The 21,785-nt window shown below is 55.0% G+C and carries 16 protein-coding genes; 7 read left to right on the top strand and 9 right to left on the bottom strand.

Translation table 11 applies throughout. The features are described from left to right. The first annotated feature begins 415 nt into the window (after window positions 1-415). A complete protein-coding gene (locus P1X16_RS25265) occupies window positions 416-1,081 on the top strand; it encodes a bifunctional 4-hydroxy-2-oxoglutarate aldolase/2-dehydro-3-deoxy-phosphogluconate aldolase (protein WP_277234969.1) in 666 nt (221 codons plus the stop codon). Between the two features lie 137 nt (window positions 1,082-1,218). Here the strand turns inward: P1X16_RS25265 and P1X16_RS25270 are convergent, their stop codons facing one another. Beyond that, complete coding sequence (locus P1X16_RS25270; RefSeq protein WP_277234972.1) at window positions 1,219-1,584, bottom strand: DUF6249 domain-containing protein; 366 nt, start codon at window positions 1,582-1,584, stop codon at window positions 1,219-1,221. A gap of 143 nt (window positions 1,585-1,727) precedes the next feature. Between P1X16_RS25270 and P1X16_RS25275 the strand changes: the two genes are divergently transcribed. Both P1X16_RS25275 and P1X16_RS25280 read left to right on the top strand, forming a co-directional pair. Then, entirely contained in the window at window positions 1,728-2,312 is a 585-nt protein-coding gene (locus tag P1X16_RS25275) for a sigma-70 family RNA polymerase sigma factor (protein WP_277234973.1), read from the top strand. After that, window positions 2,309-2,749: a hypothetical protein gene (locus tag P1X16_RS25280; RefSeq protein ID WP_277234976.1), complete on the top strand. Its 441-nt coding sequence runs from the start codon at window positions 2,309-2,311 to the stop codon at window positions 2,747-2,749. The genes P1X16_RS25275 and P1X16_RS25280 overlap by 4 nt, the downstream gene beginning before the upstream one ends. Before the next feature lie 43 nt (window positions 2,750-2,792). On the opposite strand, the gene P1X16_RS25285 is transcribed toward P1X16_RS25280, so the two are convergent. Continuing rightward, entirely contained in the window at window positions 2,793-3,494 is a 702-nt protein-coding gene (locus P1X16_RS25285) for a GAF domain-containing protein (protein WP_277234979.1), read from the bottom strand. A 561-nt stretch (window positions 3,495-4,055) separates the two neighbouring features. On the opposite strand from P1X16_RS25285, the gene gntA reads away from it, so the two are divergent. From gntA to P1X16_RS25305, 4 genes are all read left to right on the top strand, one after another. Next, on the top strand, window positions 4,056-4,748 hold the full coding sequence (gene gntA, locus P1X16_RS25290; RefSeq protein ID WP_277234981.1) for a guanitoxin biosynthesis heme-dependent pre-guanitoxin N-hydroxylase GntA: 693 nt from the start codon (window positions 4,056-4,058) through the stop codon (window positions 4,746-4,748). Next, window positions 4,717-5,307, top strand: a complete 591-nt coding sequence (locus tag P1X16_RS25295; RefSeq protein ID WP_277234982.1) for an urea carboxylase-associated family protein — start codon at window positions 4,717-4,719, stop codon at window positions 5,305-5,307. The genes gntA and P1X16_RS25295 overlap by 32 nt, the downstream gene beginning before the upstream one ends. 523 nt (window positions 5,308-5,830) lie before the next feature. Further along, the gene (locus P1X16_RS25300; RefSeq protein WP_277234984.1) at window positions 5,831-6,967 is read left to right on the top strand and encodes a hypothetical protein; all 1,137 of its coding nucleotides are present in this window, start codon (window positions 5,831-5,833) and stop codon (window positions 6,965-6,967) included. A gap of 334 nt (window positions 6,968-7,301) precedes the next feature. Continuing rightward, window positions 7,302-7,610, top strand: coding sequence for an antibiotic biosynthesis monooxygenase (locus tag P1X16_RS25305; protein WP_277234985.1), 309 nt, complete (start codon window positions 7,302-7,304; stop codon window positions 7,608-7,610). Between the two features lie 37 nt (window positions 7,611-7,647). Here the strand turns inward: P1X16_RS25305 and P1X16_RS25310 are convergent, their stop codons facing one another. From P1X16_RS25310 to P1X16_RS25340, 7 genes are all read right to left on the bottom strand, one after another. Then, window positions 7,648-8,781: a PKD domain-containing protein gene (locus P1X16_RS25310; RefSeq protein WP_277234986.1), complete on the bottom strand. Its 1,134-nt coding sequence runs from the start codon at window positions 8,779-8,781 to the stop codon at window positions 7,648-7,650. A 254-nt stretch (window positions 8,782-9,035) separates the two neighbouring features. Next, window positions 9,036-10,556 carry a glycoside hydrolase family 32 protein gene (locus tag P1X16_RS25315; RefSeq protein WP_277234987.1) on the bottom strand — a complete coding sequence of 507 codons (1,521 nt, stop codon included), beginning with the start codon at window positions 10,554-10,556 and terminating at the stop codon, window positions 9,036-9,038. A 348-nt stretch (window positions 10,557-10,904) separates the two neighbouring features. Next, window positions 10,905-11,798, bottom strand: coding sequence for a carbohydrate kinase (locus P1X16_RS25320; RefSeq protein WP_277234989.1), 894 nt, complete (start codon window positions 11,796-11,798; stop codon window positions 10,905-10,907). Between the two features lie 121 nt (window positions 11,799-11,919). Beyond that, entirely contained in the window at window positions 11,920-13,254 is a 1,335-nt protein-coding gene (locus tag P1X16_RS25325; protein ID WP_277234991.1) for a sugar porter family MFS transporter, read from the bottom strand. Between the two features lie 150 nt (window positions 13,255-13,404). Then, window positions 13,405-15,126, bottom strand: a complete 1,722-nt coding sequence (locus tag P1X16_RS25330; RefSeq protein ID WP_277234993.1) for a RagB/SusD family nutrient uptake outer membrane protein — start codon at window positions 15,124-15,126, stop codon at window positions 13,405-13,407. A 21-nt stretch (window positions 15,127-15,147) separates the two neighbouring features. Beyond that, the gene (locus tag P1X16_RS25335; protein WP_277234995.1) at window positions 15,148-18,309 is read right to left on the bottom strand and encodes a TonB-dependent receptor; all 3,162 of its coding nucleotides are present in this window, start codon (window positions 18,307-18,309) and stop codon (window positions 15,148-15,150) included. Between the two features lie 345 nt (window positions 18,310-18,654). Beyond that, on the bottom strand, window positions 18,655-21,375 hold the full coding sequence (locus P1X16_RS25340) for a substrate-binding domain-containing protein (RefSeq protein ID WP_277234997.1): 2,721 nt from the start codon (window positions 21,373-21,375) through the stop codon (window positions 18,655-18,657). Between the last annotated feature and the right edge of the window lie 410 nt (window positions 21,376-21,785).

The raw sequence follows: 21,785 nt of genomic DNA on the forward strand, positions 1-21,785 counted from the left end.
CTGTCAATTAAATTTCTGGTGGCGTTAATCTTTACTATATATAATCAGTAGTATTAGCAACTATTAACTTAACCATGGTCTTAAATAAATATTTTGGACGTAGCAAAGATAAGCGCTACTATCCCGCTGTGAAAAGCTCTGGTAGCTTAATACCGCTATTTATGAGGTATGCGCCCCTTTTGCACCTAGTATTGTTAACATGAGTTGCAGCAATGGATTTGGGTGTCTAGAACCTGATTTTTCAAGTTAAGGCCAGAAGACAGCGCAAACACGAGAGCACAAGCCGGGAGAGTACAGGAAGCTAAAGCAATCAAGAAAAAGCTACTTTAAAACCTTAGCTTGCTCTGGCGCTTTTTATCAGCTCAGCGCTTGCCTTTTTTCCGCCCACTCAAGTCAACACACCGCTTCCACTTCCATGTCCGAGCGTTCCCCTTCCAGCCTCGTTATTCAAGCCATCTTACGTCAGCAAGTGGTTCCCGTCTTCTACCACGACGACGCCTCCTACACCCAACAAATCGTTGACATCTGCTACGCAGCAGGCATCCGCGTATTTGAATTCGCTAACCGAGGAGCAAATGCCTTTGCGGTATTTACGAAACTACGCGAACATGTAAGCAGTCGATATCCTGATTTACTGCTCGGGACGGGCACCATCTATAATGCCAAGGACGCGGAGCTGTTTCTAGAGGCGGGTACCGACTTTGTGGTACAACCCATCACCACCGCCGACGTAGCAGCCATCTGCCGCCATTACGATGTTCCTTGGATTCCTAGCGCGCTGACACCCAACGAAATTTTTCATGCGACGCGGCTAGGAGCAGCGCTGGTCAAGATTTTCCCCGGCAGCATTGTGGGGCCCGACTACGTGCGAGCAGTACTGGCGCCGATGCCCAACGTGAAGATCATGGTAACCGGAGGCGTTGAGCCTACGGAAGAGAACCTGCGCGCGTGGTTCGAGGCGGGAGTAAGCGTAGTCGGGATGGGCTCTAGGCTGTTCAAGAACAGCGACGACCACGCAGCCTTGACAGAACGCATTGCGAAAGTGGTAAAATTGGCGGCAGTTCATCAGAACAAGTCCTAAATCCTACAGCCCAAAACCAACCAGCCGCTAGTCAGCCTTTAACAGGTGGCTAGCGGCTGGTTGGTTTTGTTTGGGGCGCAGAAAAAGCAAATAATCTACTAGTTACAGTGCCTATTCTCTATCTCCTGACATGAGACTCAGTTGATGGAATCGTTATCTATACCGTTTGCTTTATCGCGGCTGTTTAAGCGTTTGTCGATGATGAAGTAGTAGACAATTAGGCTAATGCCACCTAAGAAAGCTGCTAAGGGTACGCCTATCGGATAGCCAAACGGTTGCCGCCCTATCAGGTCGCCTAGGAGCGTGCCTAGCACCACCGACGAAACAAGCATCCCGAACTTGAGATTGGTACGGCGCGGACGGAACGTATTCGGGTCCATGCCCCGTGCAATCAGCGCTAGCCGCTCCCGGGTCCGGGCCGTGAAATAGAGATATGCAACACCGAAAACGGTGCTGCAAAGCAAGAGCGTTAGTGTTACCGCTATTAGGGGCGAAAAGTCCATAGCTACTACCGGTTGATTAGTGTAAGAAAGGTTGGTTGGTCGCTTGGACGCTGCGTGTACTGGAGCGGTTACAACGCACTTGAAGCTTTTTCAGGACTTGTTATCTTGTAACCGCTCCAGTACATGCAGCGTCCAAGCGGCACATGGCTACCCCCGTCCCCGACAGCGTATTGATCCAGCAGGTAATTGAAGGCAGCACGGCAGCCTTTGGCTTGCTTGTGGCGCGTTACCAGAGCTTGGCTTTTCATATTGCCTACAAATTGCTGCGCCACCGGCAGACAGCGGAGGAAGCAACGCAGGATGCTTTTTTGAAAGCTTACCGAGGCTTGGCTAACTTCCACGGCGATGCCAAGTTTTCCACTTGGCTATATCGCATCGTGTACACCACGGCTGTTTCGCACGCTCGGCGCAAGCAGCTACCAACTTCTTCCCTTAGCGACGAAAATGCTGCCACCAGCTACCCGCTAGTCGATGATGCGCGAACTCAGTTTCAGGCTTTAGCCCACCACGACCAGAAAGTGTACTTGGAGGCAGCCCTCGCTACGCTTGCGCCCGATGAGGCTCTGTTGATCACCTTGTTTTATCAGCACGAGCATTCTGTGGAAGAAATCAGTCAGATTGTGGGCTTGGGCAAAGCCAACATCAAAGTGAAGCTGCTGCGTACCCGGCGCAAACTGTACGCCGTGCTGCATCAGCTACTCAAACAGGAAATAGCCGACCTTCTATGAGCCACGATGAATTGAAAGAAGATACTTTGTTGGGCACGCTGCTGCGGGAAGTGGATTCCACGCCGGCGCTGCCCAAAAATTTCACGGCCTCAATAATGGCCGCAATTGAGGTGGAGGCCGCGGAGCAGGCCCTGCTTTATGAGCCGTTGCTTTCACGCCAAGCCTGGCGCGGTATCATCCTCGCAGTTGGTTTGCTACTCAGTGCATCCCGACTGCTCTGTGTTCTACCTTTCTACGCAGAACTAGCACCGGATGAATCAGGCTTTGGCGCTTGGCTCTCAAGCGTTGAACTGCTACAACCAGTACGTGGTGCGGCTCCCCCTACTATGGGTTCGCACTTACTGGCTGCTGGCGGCATCTGTCTAGCTTATTTACTGCTCGACAAGTGGCACAGCACCTACCGTCGGCAACGGCATGCAGCCAAGCAGCAGAGCTAACTTCTAGTGGCGAGTTAGCTCTGCTGCTTGGCTACTATCCTTGTTAAGCAAAGTATTGGGGCCGGTTTAGATGATGCCGAATCAAATGCGTTAGCTCGTGGGCTTCCTGCCCGATAGCAGGCTTGTTGTCGAGGCCAGGAGCACCGTCCTCCGCACCAATAGTAGTCCGTTTGGCTAAAGCCTGCATCCACTGGATACTTTCCACGATGGTAGAGTAAACCTGGGCGTCCTCAGCAGGCGCGTTACACTTCTGCTGCGCTGTGGCCCGGTAGAGGTCAAGCAAGGACTCCACTAAACGAGCGAATTGCTCTAATAAAGTCTGGTCGGTAGTCAAGAGCTGACGTGGTTGCTGGTCGAGAACGGCCAACACCCCCACGGCTTGATCTTGCGCCGAGCGTAGCGGCATGCCGGCATAAAAGCGGAGCCCTAAGGCATCTATCTTTTGCGTATTGATACGCAAACACGGCTCCTGCCGCAGGTCCGGAAAAATGGTGGCGGTTTGCTGCGCAACAGCTACCGAGCAAAGTGTAAAATTGTGCGGTAGGCGTTCGGCCCCACTCCAACCTGTGGTGTGCTTAAACCAGACCGTTTCGTCTTCAAGCAGCGAAATAAAAGCAATGGGCACTTTGCATAGACGAGCCGCGAGCAACACAAGCTCATCAAATACTTGTTCCTCTACATTGCCAAGTTGCTGGTACGGGGGCAACGTTGCGTGAAAGGCTGATCCTTCAGCTGATGATAGCATACTCATAGCAAAGACTATATAATGATAAGCAAAGTGAATATACCGACATTTATTATAAAAAAGCTACAACCCCGATTATATAATATCACTATTCTATATTCCTATTCTTACATCCATAAGTGATACAAGAAATGCTAACCTGCTTTGTATCGGTATAGCATTGCTCCTTACTGTCGAGGTTAAAAACAGGTGTTTCTTTTCATCAGAGGACACTATCCTGCCAGCAAGAGCCCGCTACATAACGAGAATATCGTTGTCTCACTAACTTATTTTGTATAAGATTTTATGCTAATTCTGGCATAAAAACCAGTGCTACAGTTGTGCTTCCAAGCTGCTCTTTTAGCCGTCGTTCGTATGCAGTACTGACGAGTAAGTACTGTCTAGCTAAATGGTTGGGCTTTCTTACCTCTCACGTTGCCACCCAAAGCTGAAGCATACTGGCTGTAGCAGCAAGCTCAACTAGAGCAATTTCAGCTCATCAACACCACGGCGAATTCTTGCGTAAAGCTCAGCAAGGAATTTAAACTATTCCTGGCTTACCTCCGACCCAAGAATTCTCACATGCCTGACGTTCAAAACAATATATACAGTGACGAATATCTTTCTTTTATAAATCAGAAGGATTTCCCGTGCGTAGTCGCCAAGACCGCACTCACTTTTAATCAGCTCCACTACATGGTGGTTGACCACCTCGCTTGCCCTAAGGATGACACCGACATTCTGGAGTTCATCTACGACTTTGTGGACACCTACCGGCAAGCTGAAAAGCCCTATCATAGTGCGGCCATCATCTTTAAAGGTCCAACAGTGCCCGACGAAGTATTGTTTGAAGAGTTGTTCTGGCAGCGCATGCAGGCCCTCTCCAATCTTGATGCCCAGCGCTATGGGTACGACCGGCGCGTAGTTGCCGACCCCAACTCGGCTAATTTTAGCTTTAGCCTCAAGGAGGAAGCCTTTTTTGTGATTGGGCTGCACCCTGGTAGTTCACGGCCCGCCCGCCGGTTCAAGTATCCAACACTGGTATTCAATGCCCACGCGCAGTTCGAGCAGTTGCGCACAAACGGCCGCTACGATACCATCCGCAACACCATTCGTACCCGCGACATAGCGTACTCAGGCTCTGTCAACCCGATGCTGCACGATTTCGGCGACTCCTCCGAAGCCTACCAATACAGCGGGAAAGCATATGATCAAGCCTGGAAATGCCCTTTTTTAAGCCAACATGGATCAATTGACCATCATACCGCCGCGTAGCGGCACCGCATTCATTCTGCGCCAAGGCCAGCGCCTTAAAGTGGTTGACATAGAAGGCGAGCAAGTCTCTGATTTCGTCTGCTATAGCCTCGCCGACAAAGCCGAGTATCTTTCCTCGGGGCGTACCATTGATTATGCCGAGACTATCTTTCTGACCAAGGGGCACCCCTTCTACTCTAACCGCAGCAACATCATGTTCGAGCTGGTGGAAGACACAGTAGGGCGCCACGATTTTTTGCTCACGCCCTGTAGTGCCGACACGTTCCGCATTATCTACGGCCACACGCATCCACACCGTGGCTGCTTCGGCAACCTTTGCGAGGCATTGCAGGAGTACGGCATTAGTCCTGACACTATTCCGATCTGCTTCAACATCTTCATGCACGTAACCGTGGACGGGGAAACGGGGAAAGTGGACGTGCTTCCTCCTAAAAGCAAAGCCGGCGACTACGTAATACTAGAAGCCAAAACAGATTTGCTGGTTGGGATGACTGCTTGTTCGGCCGAGATGTCCAACAACTATTCTTTCAAGCCCATTGGCTATCAAATTCTAGAATAACGCAAGCAATGCGTCGATGCTTTGCGAGTAGATAGTAGCTAATGCTGTTGAGTGTACTCCCTCTTGAAGTTACCTGCATCTCCCCCTTTCTAGAGTTTTCACATCAGCATTCACCCTTAAGGCAACCCCCTCTTTCTTAACGCTAGTAATTCAACTAGCTATGAAAGAGGGGGTTACTTTGTGTTAATAGAAATTAGTCCATCTATATAATATTATATAATATACGTCCTAGACAGGGACTATTTAGTCTATACGTATAAACATTTATACATACTTACGTACGTATTTACAGTTGAATGTGGGGCACAAAAAAGGTTACGTATAAAATCTTGTTCATCGGTTGTGAAAGATTAGGCGATTTCAAGATATGATTATACATTAGGGCGAACATAGGTGCTGCTCGTTTTTGAACATTAGCATGCAATAACTTGAGGCACACTATATTGACCTAATAAAGTATAGAACATTTTGCATTCTATACTTCTCGCCAACCTTCCTTTCCCCAAAACCAAAAACAGTACTTATGAAGCACCTCAAACTCCTGTCGGCATCCCTTGCCCTGTCATTTACCGTATTAACGGGTTGCCAAAAGGAAACTGATAGTACGCTCGAGCCTAACGCAGCAAGCCAATCAACCCAGCAAAATGCTACGGCACTTGAGGGAACACTAGATCCTACTTTAACACAATTACTGAAATCGGACCCTCAGTTCCGAGACATGGTTCGCCGGGCATTGGCCTTGGAACCAACCCCTTGCGACGACGACACGCCATTGAACCAATGGCTTGGCACGCAACTAACTGATTGGACTCCTGGAGCTCGCACGGCTGTCAATAGCACTGCTATGACTAACCTGCCTACCTACGACGCTTTGTTGTATGAAAACAGCCCCCAAAACCAGTATTTCGGTCCAAATGGGGAGTACACCCAACGGCTAACCAAAGCATTCAAAGATTTACAGCGCTTCTGGAATATCGAGTCGGAGGACATCGTGCTGGTTGCTATGCATGGAAACATGCTGCAAAACCGGGAAAAGCTAATCCGGACGTATGTGAATGCTTACGGCTTGAGCAATGCTAGTGCAGCCATCTATGCCGACCGCGTTATCAATGCGCTTAAGACCTACCCTGAGTTGAGAAATGGTAACCACCCCATTTTCACCTTCAACGCTTTTGCCTTAGAAGGCTTTACGGAAGAGCCATTTGGCACAATCCCGGATAAGATTGTGATGGGCGACGGAATTATGCAAGCGTACACGGCTATCGGCTATAATGACGTTGCGCCTCAAGCCATTCTGGCTCACGAATTTGGCCACCAGGTTCAATTCCAATTGAAGCTGTTCCCAGAGGGCCCAAGCACTCCAGAAGGCACTCGCAGAACAGAGCTCATGGCAGATGCTTATTCGGCCTATTACCTCTCGCATGCGAGAGGAGCAGCCATGCAGTGGAAGCGCGTTCAGCAGTTCTTGCAAGTGTTCGTAAACATCGGAGACTGCTCGTTCACCAGCACCGGCCACCACGGGACGCCGACCCAACGCCTAGCGGCTGCACAGTGGGGATATGAACTGGCCAACAACGCTCAGAAGCAAGGTCATATTCTTTCTGCTCAAGAATTCGCTAGCCTGTTCGAAGTAGAACTGCCCCGTCTAGTTACCATGTAGACCATCTTATTGAACAACCAAAAAAGGGTGACTATACAGTCACCCTTTTTTTATGCTTATACAGCTCAGCTTTTCGAGTTGACTTGCTACCACATAAGTAGTTCAGCGAAGTTCAGGCGAGTAGCAACTGGGGCTAACTGCTTTCCTGCATCCATAAGACGATAGCAGCACGCCTTTCCTACTTGCTTACATTCAAACAAGCCCATAGGGAATGCACTTGGCAAAAAGGGATTTTTGCACATCGTGTTGCTTTTCAGGCTACTAGCTTTGATTTGAAAGGCGGGCTTACGGAACAAAGCCGCGCCAGTTGATCTATCATCAAATCTTAGTGACTATGATTGCTCGCTTATGGCATGGAGCCGTTCCTGAACTACAGGCGGAAGCCTATTATCAGTACCTATTGCGCACGGGCTTAGCCGACTACCAGCACACTCCGGGCAACCGGGGCGTAACCGTCCTACGCCGCGTGCAAGATGGAATAGCGCATTTTCAGCTTCTTACTTTTTGGGAGTCGTACGAGGCTATCCAGGCCTTCGCTGGTCCGGCTTACGAGCAAGCTCGCTACTACCCCGAAGATACAGCCTACTTGCTGGAAATGGAGCCTTACGTGACGCACTACGAAGTCCTGCCGATACCAGGATAAACAATCTGGTTTTGTGCCAGCAAAACAAACCGCATGCTTATTTAAGGACAACCTCCCACACTTTCGACATGCGCGAACTGCCGGCCGGACCTTCCACGGTCAGCACCACGATGTAATTACCAGCCTTCTGGTACTGATGCACCGGGCTTTGCTCCTTGGACGTAGTGCCGTCGCCAAAATCCCATTGCCAGCGCGTAACCGTGCCTTGGCTGTCGTCGTGGAAGGTCACTTGCCGCCGCGCCATGTCCGTAACCAGGAACGACCATTGGGCTTGCAGCTTCGGCTGGTACTTGGCGTCTAGCGGCATGAGAGTGAAAACGGTACCCAAGCTGGAATTGCCGTACATCTTGTGGTTTTTCGACAGATTCCAGAAGCCCTTCTTGGTTTCGTCTTTCACGTCGTCGTAGTCGATTACCGCCCAAGTCAGCCCGATTTTCTTGTTGTCCGTTAGTACCGATTCTACGGCGCGCGCTGGTCCTTCGGCACCGGCGTAGTCGAAGGGCGTAATCCAGAACTCGGCCACGAGCTTGCCCGACCCACCCGGCTTGAACTGGTAGGAATAGGCAATGTTGGCGTACGGCAGCCGCTTAATCCAAGGCTGGCTGCCCCAAGCCAGCGCCCAATCTTTGCCCACAGCGGGCGTGAAAATATGGTAGTTCTGGGCATGGACCCCGTGAAACGACACGAACCGGTCCCACAGCGGCAGCGTCTGGTTGGGATGCTGCTCGGCAATAAGCGGCCCGCCGGACAAGTCGCCGTCCACAACGAGTTCAAACGTGTCGTTGTGGAGGCCGGGCAGCGTGAAGTCCCAATAGTCGTCGTAGGCTTCATACAGGACGTAAAGCCGGTTCAGGCCCTTCACCCAGGCCACCCGCACTTTCACATCGAGGTTCTTGGGGTCCGGGGCGGGGTAATGCTTGGAGTCGTCCCACAGTTGGTCGGTGCCCACAACGTATTCGCTCGGGAAGCTGGCCCAATCATCCACTTGGCCGTCGATGCGCGGTATCATGTCGGCCGGAAACTGGTAGACTTTGTAGCCCCAATCTTCCTGCGCATATGCGGTAGGCCCCAAACCAAGCAACACTAGCAGGCAACACGCCAATCGACACCAGTTGCCGGAGAAGACTGATACGGGGCGGCAACGCAGATGCAAACGACAAGTTGTTTTCATACCCTTGGGCGGCTAGTGCAACCTCCCTCCTACCCATCGGCAAGCCTAAAAGCAGGAGAAAGTCTTGGTCTTGACAGACAAGGTGCTAAGATAGGAGCACCCAACTGTTTTGAATGGACAGTTTAGGAGTAGCCTATACTTTTATTGGCTCGCCCATCCAGCCAGCGGTGCTACCCTTACTGGTTGGAAAAGACGAGCCAACAAATTAAAGCAGACCATTGAACTGCTACTGCTCAGCCGTGCAGGCAAAGGCGTTACTTGACCGCCAAAGCTGGCTTGGCGCAGTCCAACTGTGTGATTACCAGGCCTGAGCTTGACTTTAGCTTAAGCGTGTTGAGCACCTCGTTAGGAAAAAACAGCTCGGTCAAGACAGTTAGCCCGTTATCGGCAAACAGTTCCACTGAGGTGCCGTCGAAGAGCATAGTAATATCGGCAGCCGGCGTGGTAGCGTAGCGGGGCGCAGCATGGCGGCCGGGAAATTTGGTGCTGAAGCTGCTATTGCCGGCTTTGCTGCGGTCCACGTAGTACTCGTTGGCTTTTTTATCGTAGCCAATCACCAATTCCTCGCCGCGCGAATTGGAGAGTACCAGCGCGAAATCGGTGAGCTGCTTGGTGCTAAGCTTGAGTTGGAGCTTGTCGCCGGGGTTGGGCAAGCGGCTGCTTAAATCCAGTTCCTGGCTCACCGTTAAGTTCTGCAGCGTCACGCGGCCGGCTTGCATCAGCTGGCTTACTTCCTTCACGGGCTGCGACGTCAAATACACGCTTGTGCCTACTTTACGCAGGGCTAGCTCGCGGGGCACTGTCATGGCGTTGCGCCAGGGCGAGGTAGGCACTTGGTTGGCGTACTCCCAGTTGCTCATCCAGCCCTGAAAGATGCGTCGGTTGCCCGTGTTGCCGTAGGTGACGCCGGCGTAATCGTCTTTGCCGTAGTCTACCCACTGGGTTTTCGTGCTGCCAGGCGTGAAGGTCTTGCCATCAAACTGCCCCACGAAATACTGCGTGGCCGAGCCGCTGTTGGGGCCGCCGGGGTTGATGCTCACCAGCAGTACCCAATGCGTCTTGCCTTCGAGCGTAAGCGGGAAAAGGTCGGGGCACTCCCACACGCCGCCATGGGCGCCTAGCTTTTCGCCGAATTCGCTCAGCTTGGTCCAATCCTTCAGGTTCGGCGACGAGTAGAACGTAATTCGGTCTTTGGTAGCTAGCGTCATCACCCACTTTTTGCCGGCTTCGTACCAGCTCACTTTCGGGTCGCGGAAGTCGGTGATGCCGGGGTTTTTCAGCACTGGATTTTGGGCGTACTTCTTCCAGGTTTTACCTTCGTCAAGGCTGTAGGCAATGCTTTGGTTTTGGAAGGTTTTGCTGCCGGCTTTCTCGCCTTTGGGGTCGTGGTGGGTGAAGATGGCCACTAGGGCGTTCTTGCCGAAGCCAGCTGTATTGTTGGCGTCCACTACAGCACTGCCCGAGAAAATATAGCCTAGGCTGTCGGGGTACAAGGCGATGGGCTGCTCTTGCCAGCTAACCAAGTCCTTGCTGGTGGCGTGGCCCCAGTGCATGGGGCCCCACTCCATGCCGTCGGGGTAGTGCTGAAAAAACAGGTGGTAGGTGCCGTTGTGGTACACCATCCCATTGGGGTCGTTCATCCACATTTTGGCCGGGCTGAAGTGGTAGGCCGGGCGGTATTGTAGCGTAGCAGGAGGTATCGGCTTAGTGGTCTGTGCTAGACTGGCATCGAGGAAGCCAAGCAAAGAAAGGGACAGTAGAAGAGCCTTTTTCATGCGGGTGGGATAGGAAAGTGGTGGGTAATGGTCCAACAAAGGCATAGTTGTCTTCAACAAGCGCAGCATGGACCATACTGGCGCCGCCCAACTGTGCCTGTCATACTAAGCAAGTAGCAGCATTTAGTAGGCTGACGTTGCTAAACTATATCCGTCATGCTGAGCTTGCCGAAGCATCTCGCGTGCTAATACCATGGTGAAGTTGCAATACCATTGCCCTGCTGAGCATGTGGCGCATCAAGCCAGCGACCGAGGCATCTCGCGTGCTAATGTTGGAATAGTAATCCTGTGTCAGCACGCGAGATGCTTCGGCTCTACTCGGAAGATTTACAGGTATTTAGGGCGCAGCTACACGGCTTGCACGGCCAGCAGCTCGCGCACGTCGGCTTCGTTGAAATCGGGGGTGGCTCCTTGGTGTGTGGCTACCAACGCGCCGGTGGCGCAGGCGAAACGCAAACACTCGCCGGGCTCCTGGCCGGCTAGCCAACCTTTAAGCAACGCCGCCAGAAAAGCGTCGCCGCTGCCAATGGTGTCGCGCACGGTTACAGACACGCCAGGGGCGCGGTACAGTTGGTTGTTGGTCCAGAGGATGGCCCCATCGGCGCCTTTGGTGACGCACACGGCTTGCAAGTTGAAGCGCGAAGCCAGCCACTGTACGGCGGCTACTTCCTCGGTTTCCTCGCTGAACCAAGCCATGATTTCCGCTAGCTCGTGGTGGTTCATTTTCACCAGATCGGCTTTTTCGAGCAGGTATTTCACTACGCCTTTGGTATAGTGCGGCGGACGCATGTTCACGTCAAACACCTTGAAGCGAGCATGTTCGAGCAGGCGGTACAGCGTTTCGCGCGTGGCACCCTGTCGGGCGGCCAAACTGCCAAACACCAACATATCGGCCTGGGCTACTTGGGTTTCCAAGGCTGCGTCGTACTGGATATAATCCCAGGCCACGGGCTGCACAATCTTGTAGGTTACCTCGTTGGCATCGTCCACGTTGGCTTTTACCACGCCCGTCAGGTGCGTTTTGCCGCGCTGCACCAAGTCGGTTCTTAGCCCTTTGGATTCGATGAAAGCCAGCAGCTCGGCACCCAGGTCGTCGTCGCCTACGCGGCTAATTAGGTCAACAGGCTGACCAAGTTGGTGCAGGTGCACGGCCACATTGAAAGGCGCGCCGCCGGGCTGCTTGCCGGTGGGCAGCACGTCCCACAGCACCTCGCCGAAGCAAACTATCTTGTTGTCAGACATGAGAAGTGAAGTCTTAGAAATGAGAGGTTGGAAAGGAGAGCAGAGAGGGAAAAGGCATTCTCCAGTCACCGGGCGCCCCACCCCCGTCCATGCACGTTGTAGGCACTCCTAGCTGCATTGCTTAGTGAATTACCAGAGTCTTCTCCATCTGTTCGAGGCTAGTGCCCTTGGTTTCGGGCATCAGGCGCCACACGAACAGTAGCTGCAAAACCATCATCGAACAGAAAAACAGGAAGGTGTTGCCGCCACCCAACTTCTCGGCGAAGTAGGGGAAGGTGAAAGCAATGAGGGCGGCCATAACCCAGTGTGTGGAGCTACCCAGGGCCTGGCCTTTGGCACGTACCGTATTGGGGAATATTTCCGAGATAAACACCCAGATGACAGCGCCTTGCGAGAAAGCAAAGAAGGCAATGTAGATAAAGAGCAGCCCTGGCACCAGCATGCCCCCAAAGGCCTGGAAATTCTCGGAGTAAAAAGCCCACGCTACTAGTCCAAGAGTGGTAATCAGCCCAAACGAGCCAATGAGCATCAGCTGGCGGCGGCCGAGCTTATCGATAAACTGGCGCGCCAGCAGCGTGAAGGCGAAGTTGACCAGTCCGAGGCCAGCCGACGACAGCAGGGCCGAACTTTTGCCCAAGCCCGTCATTTCGAAAATGCGCGGGGCGAAATAGATGATGGCATTGATGCCCGACACTTGGTTGAATACCGCAAACAGCACGGCCAGCATAACGGGGCTGCGGTGCTGGCGGGCAAACAGCGAGTGGCCGCCCTCGGCCACATCGGCGGCGTTGGTAGTCAGAATAGCCGTTACGTCCTCGTCGGCGGTAGCGGGATTGATGAGGCGCAGCACCTGCCGGCCTTGTTCCACCCGGCCGCGGCCAATCAGCCAGCGGGGGCTCTCGGGCACCCGGAACAAGAGCAGGAAAAACGCAGCGGCCGGCACCACTTGCACGCCCAGCATCCAGCGCCAGTCTTGCTCGCCCGTACCCGTCAGTAGGTAGTTAGACAAGTAGGCCGCCAGGATTCCGAACACAATGTTGAACTGGAACATGCTCACCATGCGCCCCCGCTTATCGGCCGGCGACACCTCGGAAATGTAGAGCGGGGCCGTCACCGACGACGCTCCCACGCCGAGCCCGCCCAGGAACCGGAAGATCATAAACGCCACCCAGCTATTGGTAACAGCCGCGCCGAGCGCCGAAACGAAGTAGAGTACCGCAATCCAGATCAGGGTTTGGCGCCGCCCTAGCTTGTCCGACGGGATGCCCCCGAATATGGCGCCGAACACGGTGCCAATCAAGGCCACGGCAATGGTAAAGCCGTGCTCGACGGCACTCAGCCCCCAAAGCTGCTGAATAGCTTTTTCGGCTCCGGAAATAACGGCCGTATCAAAGCCGAACAAAAAGCCTCCTAGCGCCACCACCAGGGACCAGAAGAAGACGTTGCTAGTTTTCATTGAGAGTTGATTTTGTCGCGTATAAGCTCTACCAAATACGTGACTTGTGCGAGAGGGAAACACTTTCCTAGCTGTTTGCTGAAAGCAGCTAACGTATTGACTAGTTGCAGGAAGCTAACCAGAATTAGCCAGCTTCCTACTGAGCTCCCTCTACCAGCCGGGATTTTGCTTGTAGAGGCCCTTGCTGAAGTTGATTTGGTTGAGCGGGATAGGCAAATATTCGTCGCGGCCGGCGGTGAAGCGGGCGGTAGCCAGGTGCTGGCGCTTGGTTTTCTCTTTCTCGAAATAGGTGTTCATGTAGTTGGCAGCAATGCCCCAGCGGACGAGGTCAAAAAAGCGGTAGCCTTCCAAAGCAAACTCCAAACGACGCTCGTAGCGCAAGGCTTCGCGGGCGTAAGCTTGCGTCCAGCCGGTGGCCGGGTACTGCCCGATACGGTAGTTGGACGTGCTGGCCCCCACGGCGTTTTTCAGGCGAGCGGTGCTATTGCCGGCCCGCTCCCGGATTTGGTTGATGATAGGCAGGGCTTCGGCCGGCCGGTTCAGCTCGATCAGAGCTTCGGCCTTCCACAGCAGCACATCGGCGTAGCGAATGATGGTCCAGTTCTTCGACGTGGTCATGAACGGCGGCGTCTTCTGGAAGCTCGGGTCGGAAGGCAGCACGTTTTCCTTCATCGACATGTACACGCCATACGTGTTTTTGTCGCGTAGCCAGGAATTCTCAAACACAAACGTGGGCGCGTACTTGTAGGGGTGCGAGGGCACGGCCACGGTGTGGTCGAGGCGCGGGTCCACGGTGTTGGTCTGGAAATCGGTGGGCGTTAGCAGGTCCGAGTTGTTGAACGTAGTGAACAGCGGCAAGCCTTGCGCGTCGGTTTTGTAGGCATTCACCAGGTTCTGGCTTGGCTGGTGGAACCCGCAGCAGCCGTAGTCGGGGTTCATGGGGTAGTTCAGGCAGTTACCCCGATCGGTGCGGCCCTTGGGCGTGCCATCGTTGCGCGAAAACTGGATGGCAAACACCGACTCCACGCCGTTGTCGCCTACGGTCAGGAAGTTGGTGGCGTAGTCGGGGTGCAACGAGTACTTGCCCGAAGCAATGACTTGGTTGGTTAGCGCCACCACCTCGTTTAGCTTGGCTTGGTCGACGCTCGTCACGGCGTGGTTGTCGTTCTGCACGTAGGCCTGGTAGAGCAGCGTTTTGGCCAAGTAGGCCTGCGCCGCCGACTTATTGGCCCGCCCGATTTCAGGCTGCGTTTCGGGTAGGTTGGCTACCGCAAACCTAAAGTCTTCGGCAATCTTGCCCCATAGTGCGTCGCTGTTCAGCTCCACGTTCGACACCGTACCGTACTGATCGGTGGGCACGGTTTCGTCGATGTAAGGCACTTGCTTGAACAGCTCTTTGAGCAAGAAGTAGAAGTGCCCCCGTAAGAAGCGCATCTCGCCTTGGCGCACCGCCTTATTGGGCAGCGCAGTAGCATCCACGGCATCGAGGCGGCGCAGGGCGTCGTTGGCGCGGGAAACGCCGATGTAGAGCAAAAACCACAGCTCATCGGTATTGCCAACATCGACGCGGTTGAAGGTGAAGGTTTCGTAGAAGTGGAAAGCATCCACGTCGGCCGTGCCGTTGCCGCCTTTGTAAGCGTCGCCGCCGCGCACGTTGCCGTAGGGCCACATCGAGGTGTAAGGGGCGCGGTACACGTCGTTGCCGAGTTGCGAGTAGGCGGCAATCACCTGCTTCTCAATGTTGGCGGGCGTGTTCAATTGCTCGTCGCTCAGGGCGCCGGTGGGCTGCACATCAAGGAACTTCTCGTCGTTGCAACCGGAAGTGAAAGCGAGCAGCGACAATGCCAACACGCTGGTTTTGACTAGTTTCATGGGAATTAGCGTTGGCAGAGGTTAGAAAGAAAGATTAAGGCCGGCCGAGAAAATGCGGGGCACCGGATACTGGTAGTTGGTTACTTCGGGGTCGGCGCCGGTGTACTCCTTGCTCTTGATGGTGAAGAGGTTTTGGCCTTGCACGTAGACGCGTACCCCTTGCACTTTCACTTTGCTAAACAGGCTGTTAGGCAGCGAATAGCCGAGCTGGAGGTTGCGCAGCTTCATATAAGAAGCGTTTTCGATGAAGTAGGTGGAAGCGCGGCCCTCGTTGTTGGTGTTGATGAGCGTAGCGGCCGGAATGGTAGAGCCAGTGTTGGTCGGCGTCCAGGCATCGAGTAGGCGCTGGCCCCAATTTTCGCCGGAAGCCAACGACGAGAAGTCGGTCCGGAATTTGGCGTTGTTGTAGGCGTCGAGCCCCTGCACTCCCTGAAAGAAGATCTGCAAGTCGAAGCCCTTGAAGCCGGCGCCTAGGTTGAGGCCGTAGTTGAAATCGGGCACGCCTTCCGTAATCCAGGTCTGGTCGAAGTTGTCCACTTTGCCGTCGCCGTTCAGGTCCTGGTACCGAATGCGGCCGGGCGCCGCCCCTACCTGCGTGGCGTGGCTGGTCACGTCGGCCTCGTTTTGGAACAGGCCATCGGCCACGTAGCCGTACACTGCATTGATGGAGTGCCCCAGGCGCGTAATATCTTGGCCATTGCCGCCGTAGGCGTTTATCACCTCGTCGGGCAAATAGGTGAGCTTGTTGCGGTAGGTCGAGAGGTTGCCCGAGATGCTGTAAGTCAACCCGTTGGCTAGCTCGTTCTGGTAGCCGAGCACAAATTCCCACCCCTTGTTTTCGATGGACGCGCCGTTCACAAATTTGTCGCCCCCTTCGCCTACTACCGCTAGGTACGGCAGGTTCACCAGAATATCCTCGCTCTTCTTTACGAAGTAGTCAACCGAGCCGGAGAGCTTGTTTTGCAGCAAGCCGAAGTCCACGCCTACGTTGGTTTGGGTGGTAGTTTCCCACTTCAGGCTCGGGTTAGCACGCTGGAAGCGGCGGTAGCCCGAGGGCAGGTTGATGTCGTTGCCGTAGATGTCGTAGGCGGTACCCCGGTCGTACTCGAAGTTGGGGTCGATGGTACCGAGCAGTGCTTGATAGAGGCCCCGCGAAGCGAAATTGGCAATGTCCTGGTTGCCGGTCTGGCCCCATCCAGCGCGCAACTTTAAGTCGGTTAGAATCGGCGCGTTGTCTTTCACAAAGGCTTCTTCGCTCAGGCGCCAGCCCGCCGACACGGCCGGAAACACCCCAAACTTGTTGTCTTCACCAAAGCGCGACGACCCGTCCCGCCGCAGCGTGCCCGACAGCAAATACCGATCGGCAAACGAGTAGTTGATTTTGCCGAATGTGGAAGCCAGCCGGTACGCCGTGGCGCTACCGCCGTTGTCTTTGTTGGCGGCGCCGGCATCTAGGTAGGTGTAGGTCAGGTCTTCGCTGGCGAAGTTGGTGCGCGAGGCGTAGGAGCCCTCATCGTAGTAGCTGATGCGCTCGGCTCCGGCCAATACGCCCAGCTGGTGCTTGCCACCTAGCAGAATGTCGTAGTTTATGGTATTCTGCCAAACCCAGTTACCCCAGAACCGGTCGTTGATGGTTACGCGGTTGTTGGCTTCGGAGAGGAAGCCGGCCTGGTAGGTTTTGTAGATCTGGCGGAACTTGTAGATGTTGTAGTCGATGCCGAAGCTGCTGCGTACGTGCAGGCCCTTCAGGATTTCAGCGTCGGCGTAGAAGTTGCCGAACGCACGGCCCGTGTTCGAGCGGTTCTGCTTGTTGTCGGTGAGCAGGCGCAGCGGGTTGTCCCGGTCGCTCATGCCCGCTACGGGTCCGCCCCAACCCACGCCATCCACGGTATGCACCGGCACGATGGACGGCAGCTGCGTGGTCCGGTCGCGCACCAGATTTAGGTCGAACTCAGCCCGCTGCGACTTCACGACGGTTAGGTTTTCCCCGATTTTCAGCCGGCCGTTCAGGAAGTTGTAGTCGCTATTGAGGCGGGCAGTGTACCGGTCGAAACCCGAGTATTTCAGGGTGCCGGAGTTGTCGTAGTAGTTTACCGAGAACAAGGCGCTGCCCCGCTCACTGCCGCTGCTCACACTCAGGTTGTAACTCTGGATCAGGGCATTCTGCTGCGTTTCCTTGAACCAGTCGGTATCGGAAGCCCGCTGCGTTTTGGCCGCGTCAATGAATTCGGGCACTGTTACCCCATTCAGCACCCGGCGGCCGCTGGCGTCCACACTTGTCTGGAAGTTGTAGTATGGCAGGCTAGGGTTGGTGCCATCGTTGATGGCAGCCTGGCCGTACACCCGGCCGTAATCCAAGGTGTTAAGCAGCTTGACGTGCGGACCCGGCGTTTGGAGTGTGAAGAAGGTCGAGAAATCCACCTTCGTGGTTCCTAGTTTGCCCCGTTTGGTGGTGATGATAATCACGCCATTAGAAGCGCGCGACCCGTAGATGCTGGCCGCCGAGGCATCTTTAAGCACCTGTATGCTCTCGATGTCGTTCTGGTTGATCTGGTTGATGCCTTCCCGCGTTGGAATGCCGTCGATGACGTAGAGCGGGTCGTTGTTGCCGAGCGTGCCGATGCCCCGGATACGCACCGTAGCCGAGCTGCCCGGCGCCCCGTCGGAGTTGATTTGCACGCCGGCCACCCGGCCTTGCAGATTGCGGGTTACGTCGTTGGAGGCCATGTCCCGAATTTCCTCGGTTTTCACCACCGCCACCGCCCCAGTCAAATCCGCCTTGCGCTGGGTTTGGTAGCCGGTCACCACCACTTCGTCCAGAGCTGCCGCATCCGTAACCAGCGTAATGGTGAAGGTGGTGCGGCCCGTCACGGGCACCTCCTGGGCCTTGTACCCGATATAGGAAACGAGCAGGGTGGCGTCGTCGGGCACGGTGAGTTTGAAGTCGCCATCGGGGCCGGTGCTGGTACCCGTTGTGGTGCCTTTCACCACCACCGTTACGCCGGGTAGCGCAACGCCTTTGTCGTCGGTTACCCGACCGGTAATCGTGACATCAGCTAGTATGCTTGCGGCACCAGCAGCGCCGGGAACGGCCGCTAGAGCCGGCACTGCAAGCGCCAGTGGCAGGGTGGTAAGCAACGAGAGCCTGACGGCTTGCCGCAGCAAAGGGACAGTGTGTTTCATGGGAATTGTGTGGAAAAGGAAGACAGTGGAAACAGCGTCAGGGGAGGTGGGGTGGCCACCACAAAGCACAACCGCGCCTCCCCTCGCACGGCCCGCATAAGGAGCTTGGTGCAAGGAGAGGCGCGGTGGCGAACTAAGGAGCGTGAGGTGTTTTCATAACCGAGTTGTTACCCAAATCTCAGGGCAAACCCGGCCGCCGTCTTACTTTATTCACTCAAAACCTTTCAATAATTACACGCCTGTCTGATGAATAACAAAACTCTATAAATCAACCATATAACTGCACACGTTCACTTTTTAAACCCTTGTTACTTTCAGTTTTGATACCTGTTTTTAGAAATTGATTCACACACTTGGCGTCGTATGCAAGGCTCGGAACTCGGATGGTGACACCTGGTAGCGCGCCTTGAAGCTGGTGGAGAAATACGAAGGCGAAGAGAAGCCGAGCTGATACGCCACTTCGGCAATAGTTAGCTCATCATCGAGCAATAGCTGCCGGGCTTTGGTGAGCCGGATGCCCTGGATGAAGTCGGTGACGCCGGTGCCGAGCACGGCCTTGACTTTGCGGTAGAGCTGCACCCGTGAGATGCCGAGGCTGCGGGCAATGTCTTCCACGCTCAGGTCGGAGCGGGTAAGGTTGGCTTCAACGATGGCCGTAAGATCGGCCAGGAACTTCTGGTCGACGCGCTGCGGGGCCACAGTTACCGTATCGACCGACAGCTCGCGGCGGAAATGCTCGCGCATTTTGTCGCGGTTGGCTAGCAAGGTGCGTAGGCTTTCGAGCAGGAAGGTAGGATTGAACGGTTTGGTCAGGTAGAGGTCGGCGCCGGCTTGCACGCCTTCCACTTGCTGCTCGGGGGCGTTGCGGGCCGTGAGCAGCACCACCGGAATGTGCGAGGTCCGCCAATCACCTTTCAGCTGCGCCACCACTTCTAGCCCGCTGATTTCGGGCAGCATGACGTCGCACACGATTAAGTCCGGAATGGCTTCGGCGGCTAGCCGCAAGCCGGTGGCCCCATCGAAGGCGGTACTGACTTGGAAGTGGGGTTGCAGCTTCTGCGTCAGGAAAGCGTTGACCTCCGGGTTGTCCTCAATTACGAGCACCAATGCCTCGTTGCTGCCGTAGACGACGGGCGTTTGCTCGCCGTAAGCCGGTGCAGGACTGATACCTTCTTCTAGCGCAAAGGCAGGCAACGCCAGCGCCGCGGCGTCGTGCTGCTTAAGCGAAGCAGGCAGGTCCAGCGGCAGCGTCACCACAAAGGTGCTGCCCTGGCCGGGTTGACTGGTGAATGTAAGCTGGCCTTGGTGCAGGCGCGTCAGGCCGAGCGCCAACGCCAGTCCCATGCCCGAGCCGCGCGCCGCCGACTGCTGGCCCTGGTAAAACCACTCGAAGATGTGCGCCCGGTCTTGCTCGGAAATACCCCGGCCGGTGTCTTCCACACTCACCCGCACGCTACCCTCGGCGGGCACTGCCTGCAAGCTCACGGTTATCTGTCCCCGGTCGGGCGTGAACTTGAGGGCATTGGACAGCAAGTTGAAAAACACCTTGTCGAGAATGTTGACATCGAACCAGAGTGCAATAACGGGTTCGGCGGGCAGGAACCGCATGATGATGCCGCGCTGCCGGGCCGGCTTCTCGAACACGTCCATGATTTCGCGCACAAACGCCACCAAGTTGCCCTCAGTAGCCCGTACCGGCATCTTGCCCACATCAATCTTGCGGAAATCCATGAGCTGATTAACCAGTTGCAAGAGGCGTTGCGCATTGCGCCGGATCAAGCCTACGTCTTGGCGGTGCGGAGCAGGTAGGTCGCTGCTAGTCAGCATTTCCTCTACTGGCCCGAGTATCAGCGTAAGCGGGGTGCGCAGCTCGTGCGAGAAGTTGGTGAAGAAGCGCAGCTTGGCCTCAGTTTCCACCCGCGCCCGTTCGGCAAACTCCTGAATCTGGTTGCGCTGAGAGCGTATCTCTTCGTTTTGTTGCCCAAGCTGTTGGTTGATGCGCCGGTTGGCCCGGAAGGCCCGGAAGGCAATCAGTCCGAGCACGGCCGCCCCGAGTAAGGCTGCTGCTAGCACGTAGAGCACAATTTGCTGGCTGGCATAGGTGTCGCGCTGCTGCCGCAGGAGCTGTTGCTGGCGCTGAATATCCTGCTGCTGGCTAGCCAGCTTTTCGGTTTGCAGCCGCATCGTTAGCACATTGGTCGAGTCGATAACCATCGTGCTAAGGCTGTTTTCTTTCTCGTAGGGCTCTTTGCGCAGAATCTTCATGGCCGTGCGAATGGCTTCCTCCCCACCCGGCGGATACAGTAGCGTTGCGTTGATGATGCCGTCCTGCACCAACTGAATTCCCCCGTGCATACCCGGCAGTCCATCGACGCCCACAATCTTGATGTGGCGGTCCAGGCCCAACTGCTTGCACACCTGATACGCCCCAAGGGCCACCCGATCATTATGCGCGAAAATTAAGTCCACTTCCGGATGCTGGCGTAGCACGGCCGGCAGCCGCTCCAGCACCGACGGCCGCTCCCAGTTGCTGTTGACTTGCGCCACCAACTGTAGTTGAGGATACGAGGCCAGCGCTTGCGCAAAGCCGCGGTGACGGTCGACGGCCGGCGAAGTACCGGGGGCGCCTAGCACTTCCAGCACCTGCCCTTTCTGGCCGAGCAAGCTCGCTATATAGTTGCCAGCGGTCCGCCCCACTTCCACGTTGTTGCCGCCCACGTAGGATGTGTAGAGTTTGGAGGTGGTACGGCGGTCGAGAATCACTACCGGAATACCACGGTTGTATACCTCCTCCACAATAGGCGTCACCGGCTCGGTTTCGTTGGCAGAAACGATCAGCAAGTCAATACCTTCTTGCAGAAATTCTTTAATCTGCTGCTCCTGCAGGGCGCTGTTGTATTTGGCGTCTTTTATCTGGAAACTCACCTCCGGATAGAAGCTTAGCTCCTTTTTCATGCCTGCCAGCATGGCGTGGCGCCAGGCATCACCGTTGGTGCACTGCGAAAAGCCGATGCGGTAAGTGGGTGCCGGGGTAGATGGCCCGCAACCGGTCAGCCAGCAACACACGCACCAAAAGAGTACTGCTCGTTGCAGCAGAGTAGGCCGACAGCTCCCTCGCGAGCTTGCGCGCCAGCTTGTAATCAGGTCAGCCATAGAAAGAACTTGAGTAGCGGGAACGGTAATAAGACTTAAAGCTACTAAAGCGCCAAGATTCCTAGGTTTGAGGCGGTGCGCCAAGCCATTTGAGTAGCAGTTGAAAGTGCTTTACTGCCTTCCTGAAATTACTGCTAACCCACTCCCCTGCTTTTGTTGCTTATTGCAATTCGCTTGCGGAATTAATCTTAGGCCCTTCAGAATAAGAGGGCACAGCATAGAAATAGCAATTCATCAGCAGGGGGCAACGGAGCCAACATTTGCAGCCAAAGAGTGCTTTAGTAACTGGCCAATAACACCTGATCTACTCGCGAAGTGGGTGC

It is taken from the genome of Hymenobacter sp. YC55 (assembly GCF_029433095.1).
GTDB lineage: Bacteria > Bacteroidota > Bacteroidia > Cytophagales > Hymenobacteraceae > Hymenobacter.

Excerpts from the sequence above, each read along its gene's own strand:
- P1X16_RS25285 (WP_277234979.1), bottom strand. The coding sequence starts at position 3,494 with ATGCTATCATCAGCTGAAGGATCAGCCTTTCACGCAACGTTGCCCCCG.
- P1X16_RS25295 (WP_277234982.1), top strand. The coding sequence starts at position 4,717 with ATGGATCAATTGACCATCATACCGCCGCGTAGCGGCACCGCATTCATT.
- P1X16_RS25330 (WP_277234993.1), bottom strand. The coding sequence starts at position 15,126 with ATGAAACTAGTCAAAACCAGCGTGTTGGCATTGTCGCTGCTCGCTTTC.
- P1X16_RS25325 (WP_277234991.1), bottom strand. The coding sequence starts at position 13,254 with ATGAAAACTAGCAACGTCTTCTTCTGGTCCCTGGTGGTGGCGCTAGGA.
- P1X16_RS25335 (WP_277234995.1), bottom strand. The coding sequence starts at position 18,309 with ATGAAACACACTGTCCCTTTGCTGCGGCAAGCCGTCAGGCTCTCGTTG.
- P1X16_RS25280 (WP_277234976.1), top strand. The coding sequence starts at position 2,309 with ATGAGCCACGATGAATTGAAAGAAGATACTTTGTTGGGCACGCTGCTG.
- P1X16_RS25320 (WP_277234989.1), bottom strand. The coding sequence starts at position 11,798 with ATGTCTGACAACAAGATAGTTTGCTTCGGCGAGGTGCTGTGGGACGTG.
- P1X16_RS25300 (WP_277234984.1), top strand. The coding sequence starts at position 5,831 with ATGAAGCACCTCAAACTCCTGTCGGCATCCCTTGCCCTGTCATTTACC.
- P1X16_RS25315 (WP_277234987.1), bottom strand. The coding sequence starts at position 10,556 with ATGAAAAAGGCTCTTCTACTGTCCCTTTCTTTGCTTGGCTTCCTCGAT.
- P1X16_RS25265 (WP_277234969.1), top strand. The coding sequence starts at position 416 with ATGTCCGAGCGTTCCCCTTCCAGCCTCGTTATTCAAGCCATCTTACGT.
- P1X16_RS25305 (WP_277234985.1), top strand. The coding sequence starts at position 7,302 with ATGATTGCTCGCTTATGGCATGGAGCCGTTCCTGAACTACAGGCGGAA.
- P1X16_RS25275 (WP_277234973.1), top strand. The coding sequence starts at position 1,728 with ATGGCTACCCCCGTCCCCGACAGCGTATTGATCCAGCAGGTAATTGAA.
- gntA (WP_277234981.1), top strand. The coding sequence starts at position 4,056 with ATGCCTGACGTTCAAAACAATATATACAGTGACGAATATCTTTCTTTT.
- P1X16_RS25270 (WP_277234972.1), bottom strand. The coding sequence starts at position 1,584 with ATGGACTTTTCGCCCCTAATAGCGGTAACACTAACGCTCTTGCTTTGC.
- P1X16_RS25310 (WP_277234986.1), bottom strand. The coding sequence starts at position 8,781 with ATGAAAACAACTTGTCGTTTGCATCTGCGTTGCCGCCCCGTATCAGTC.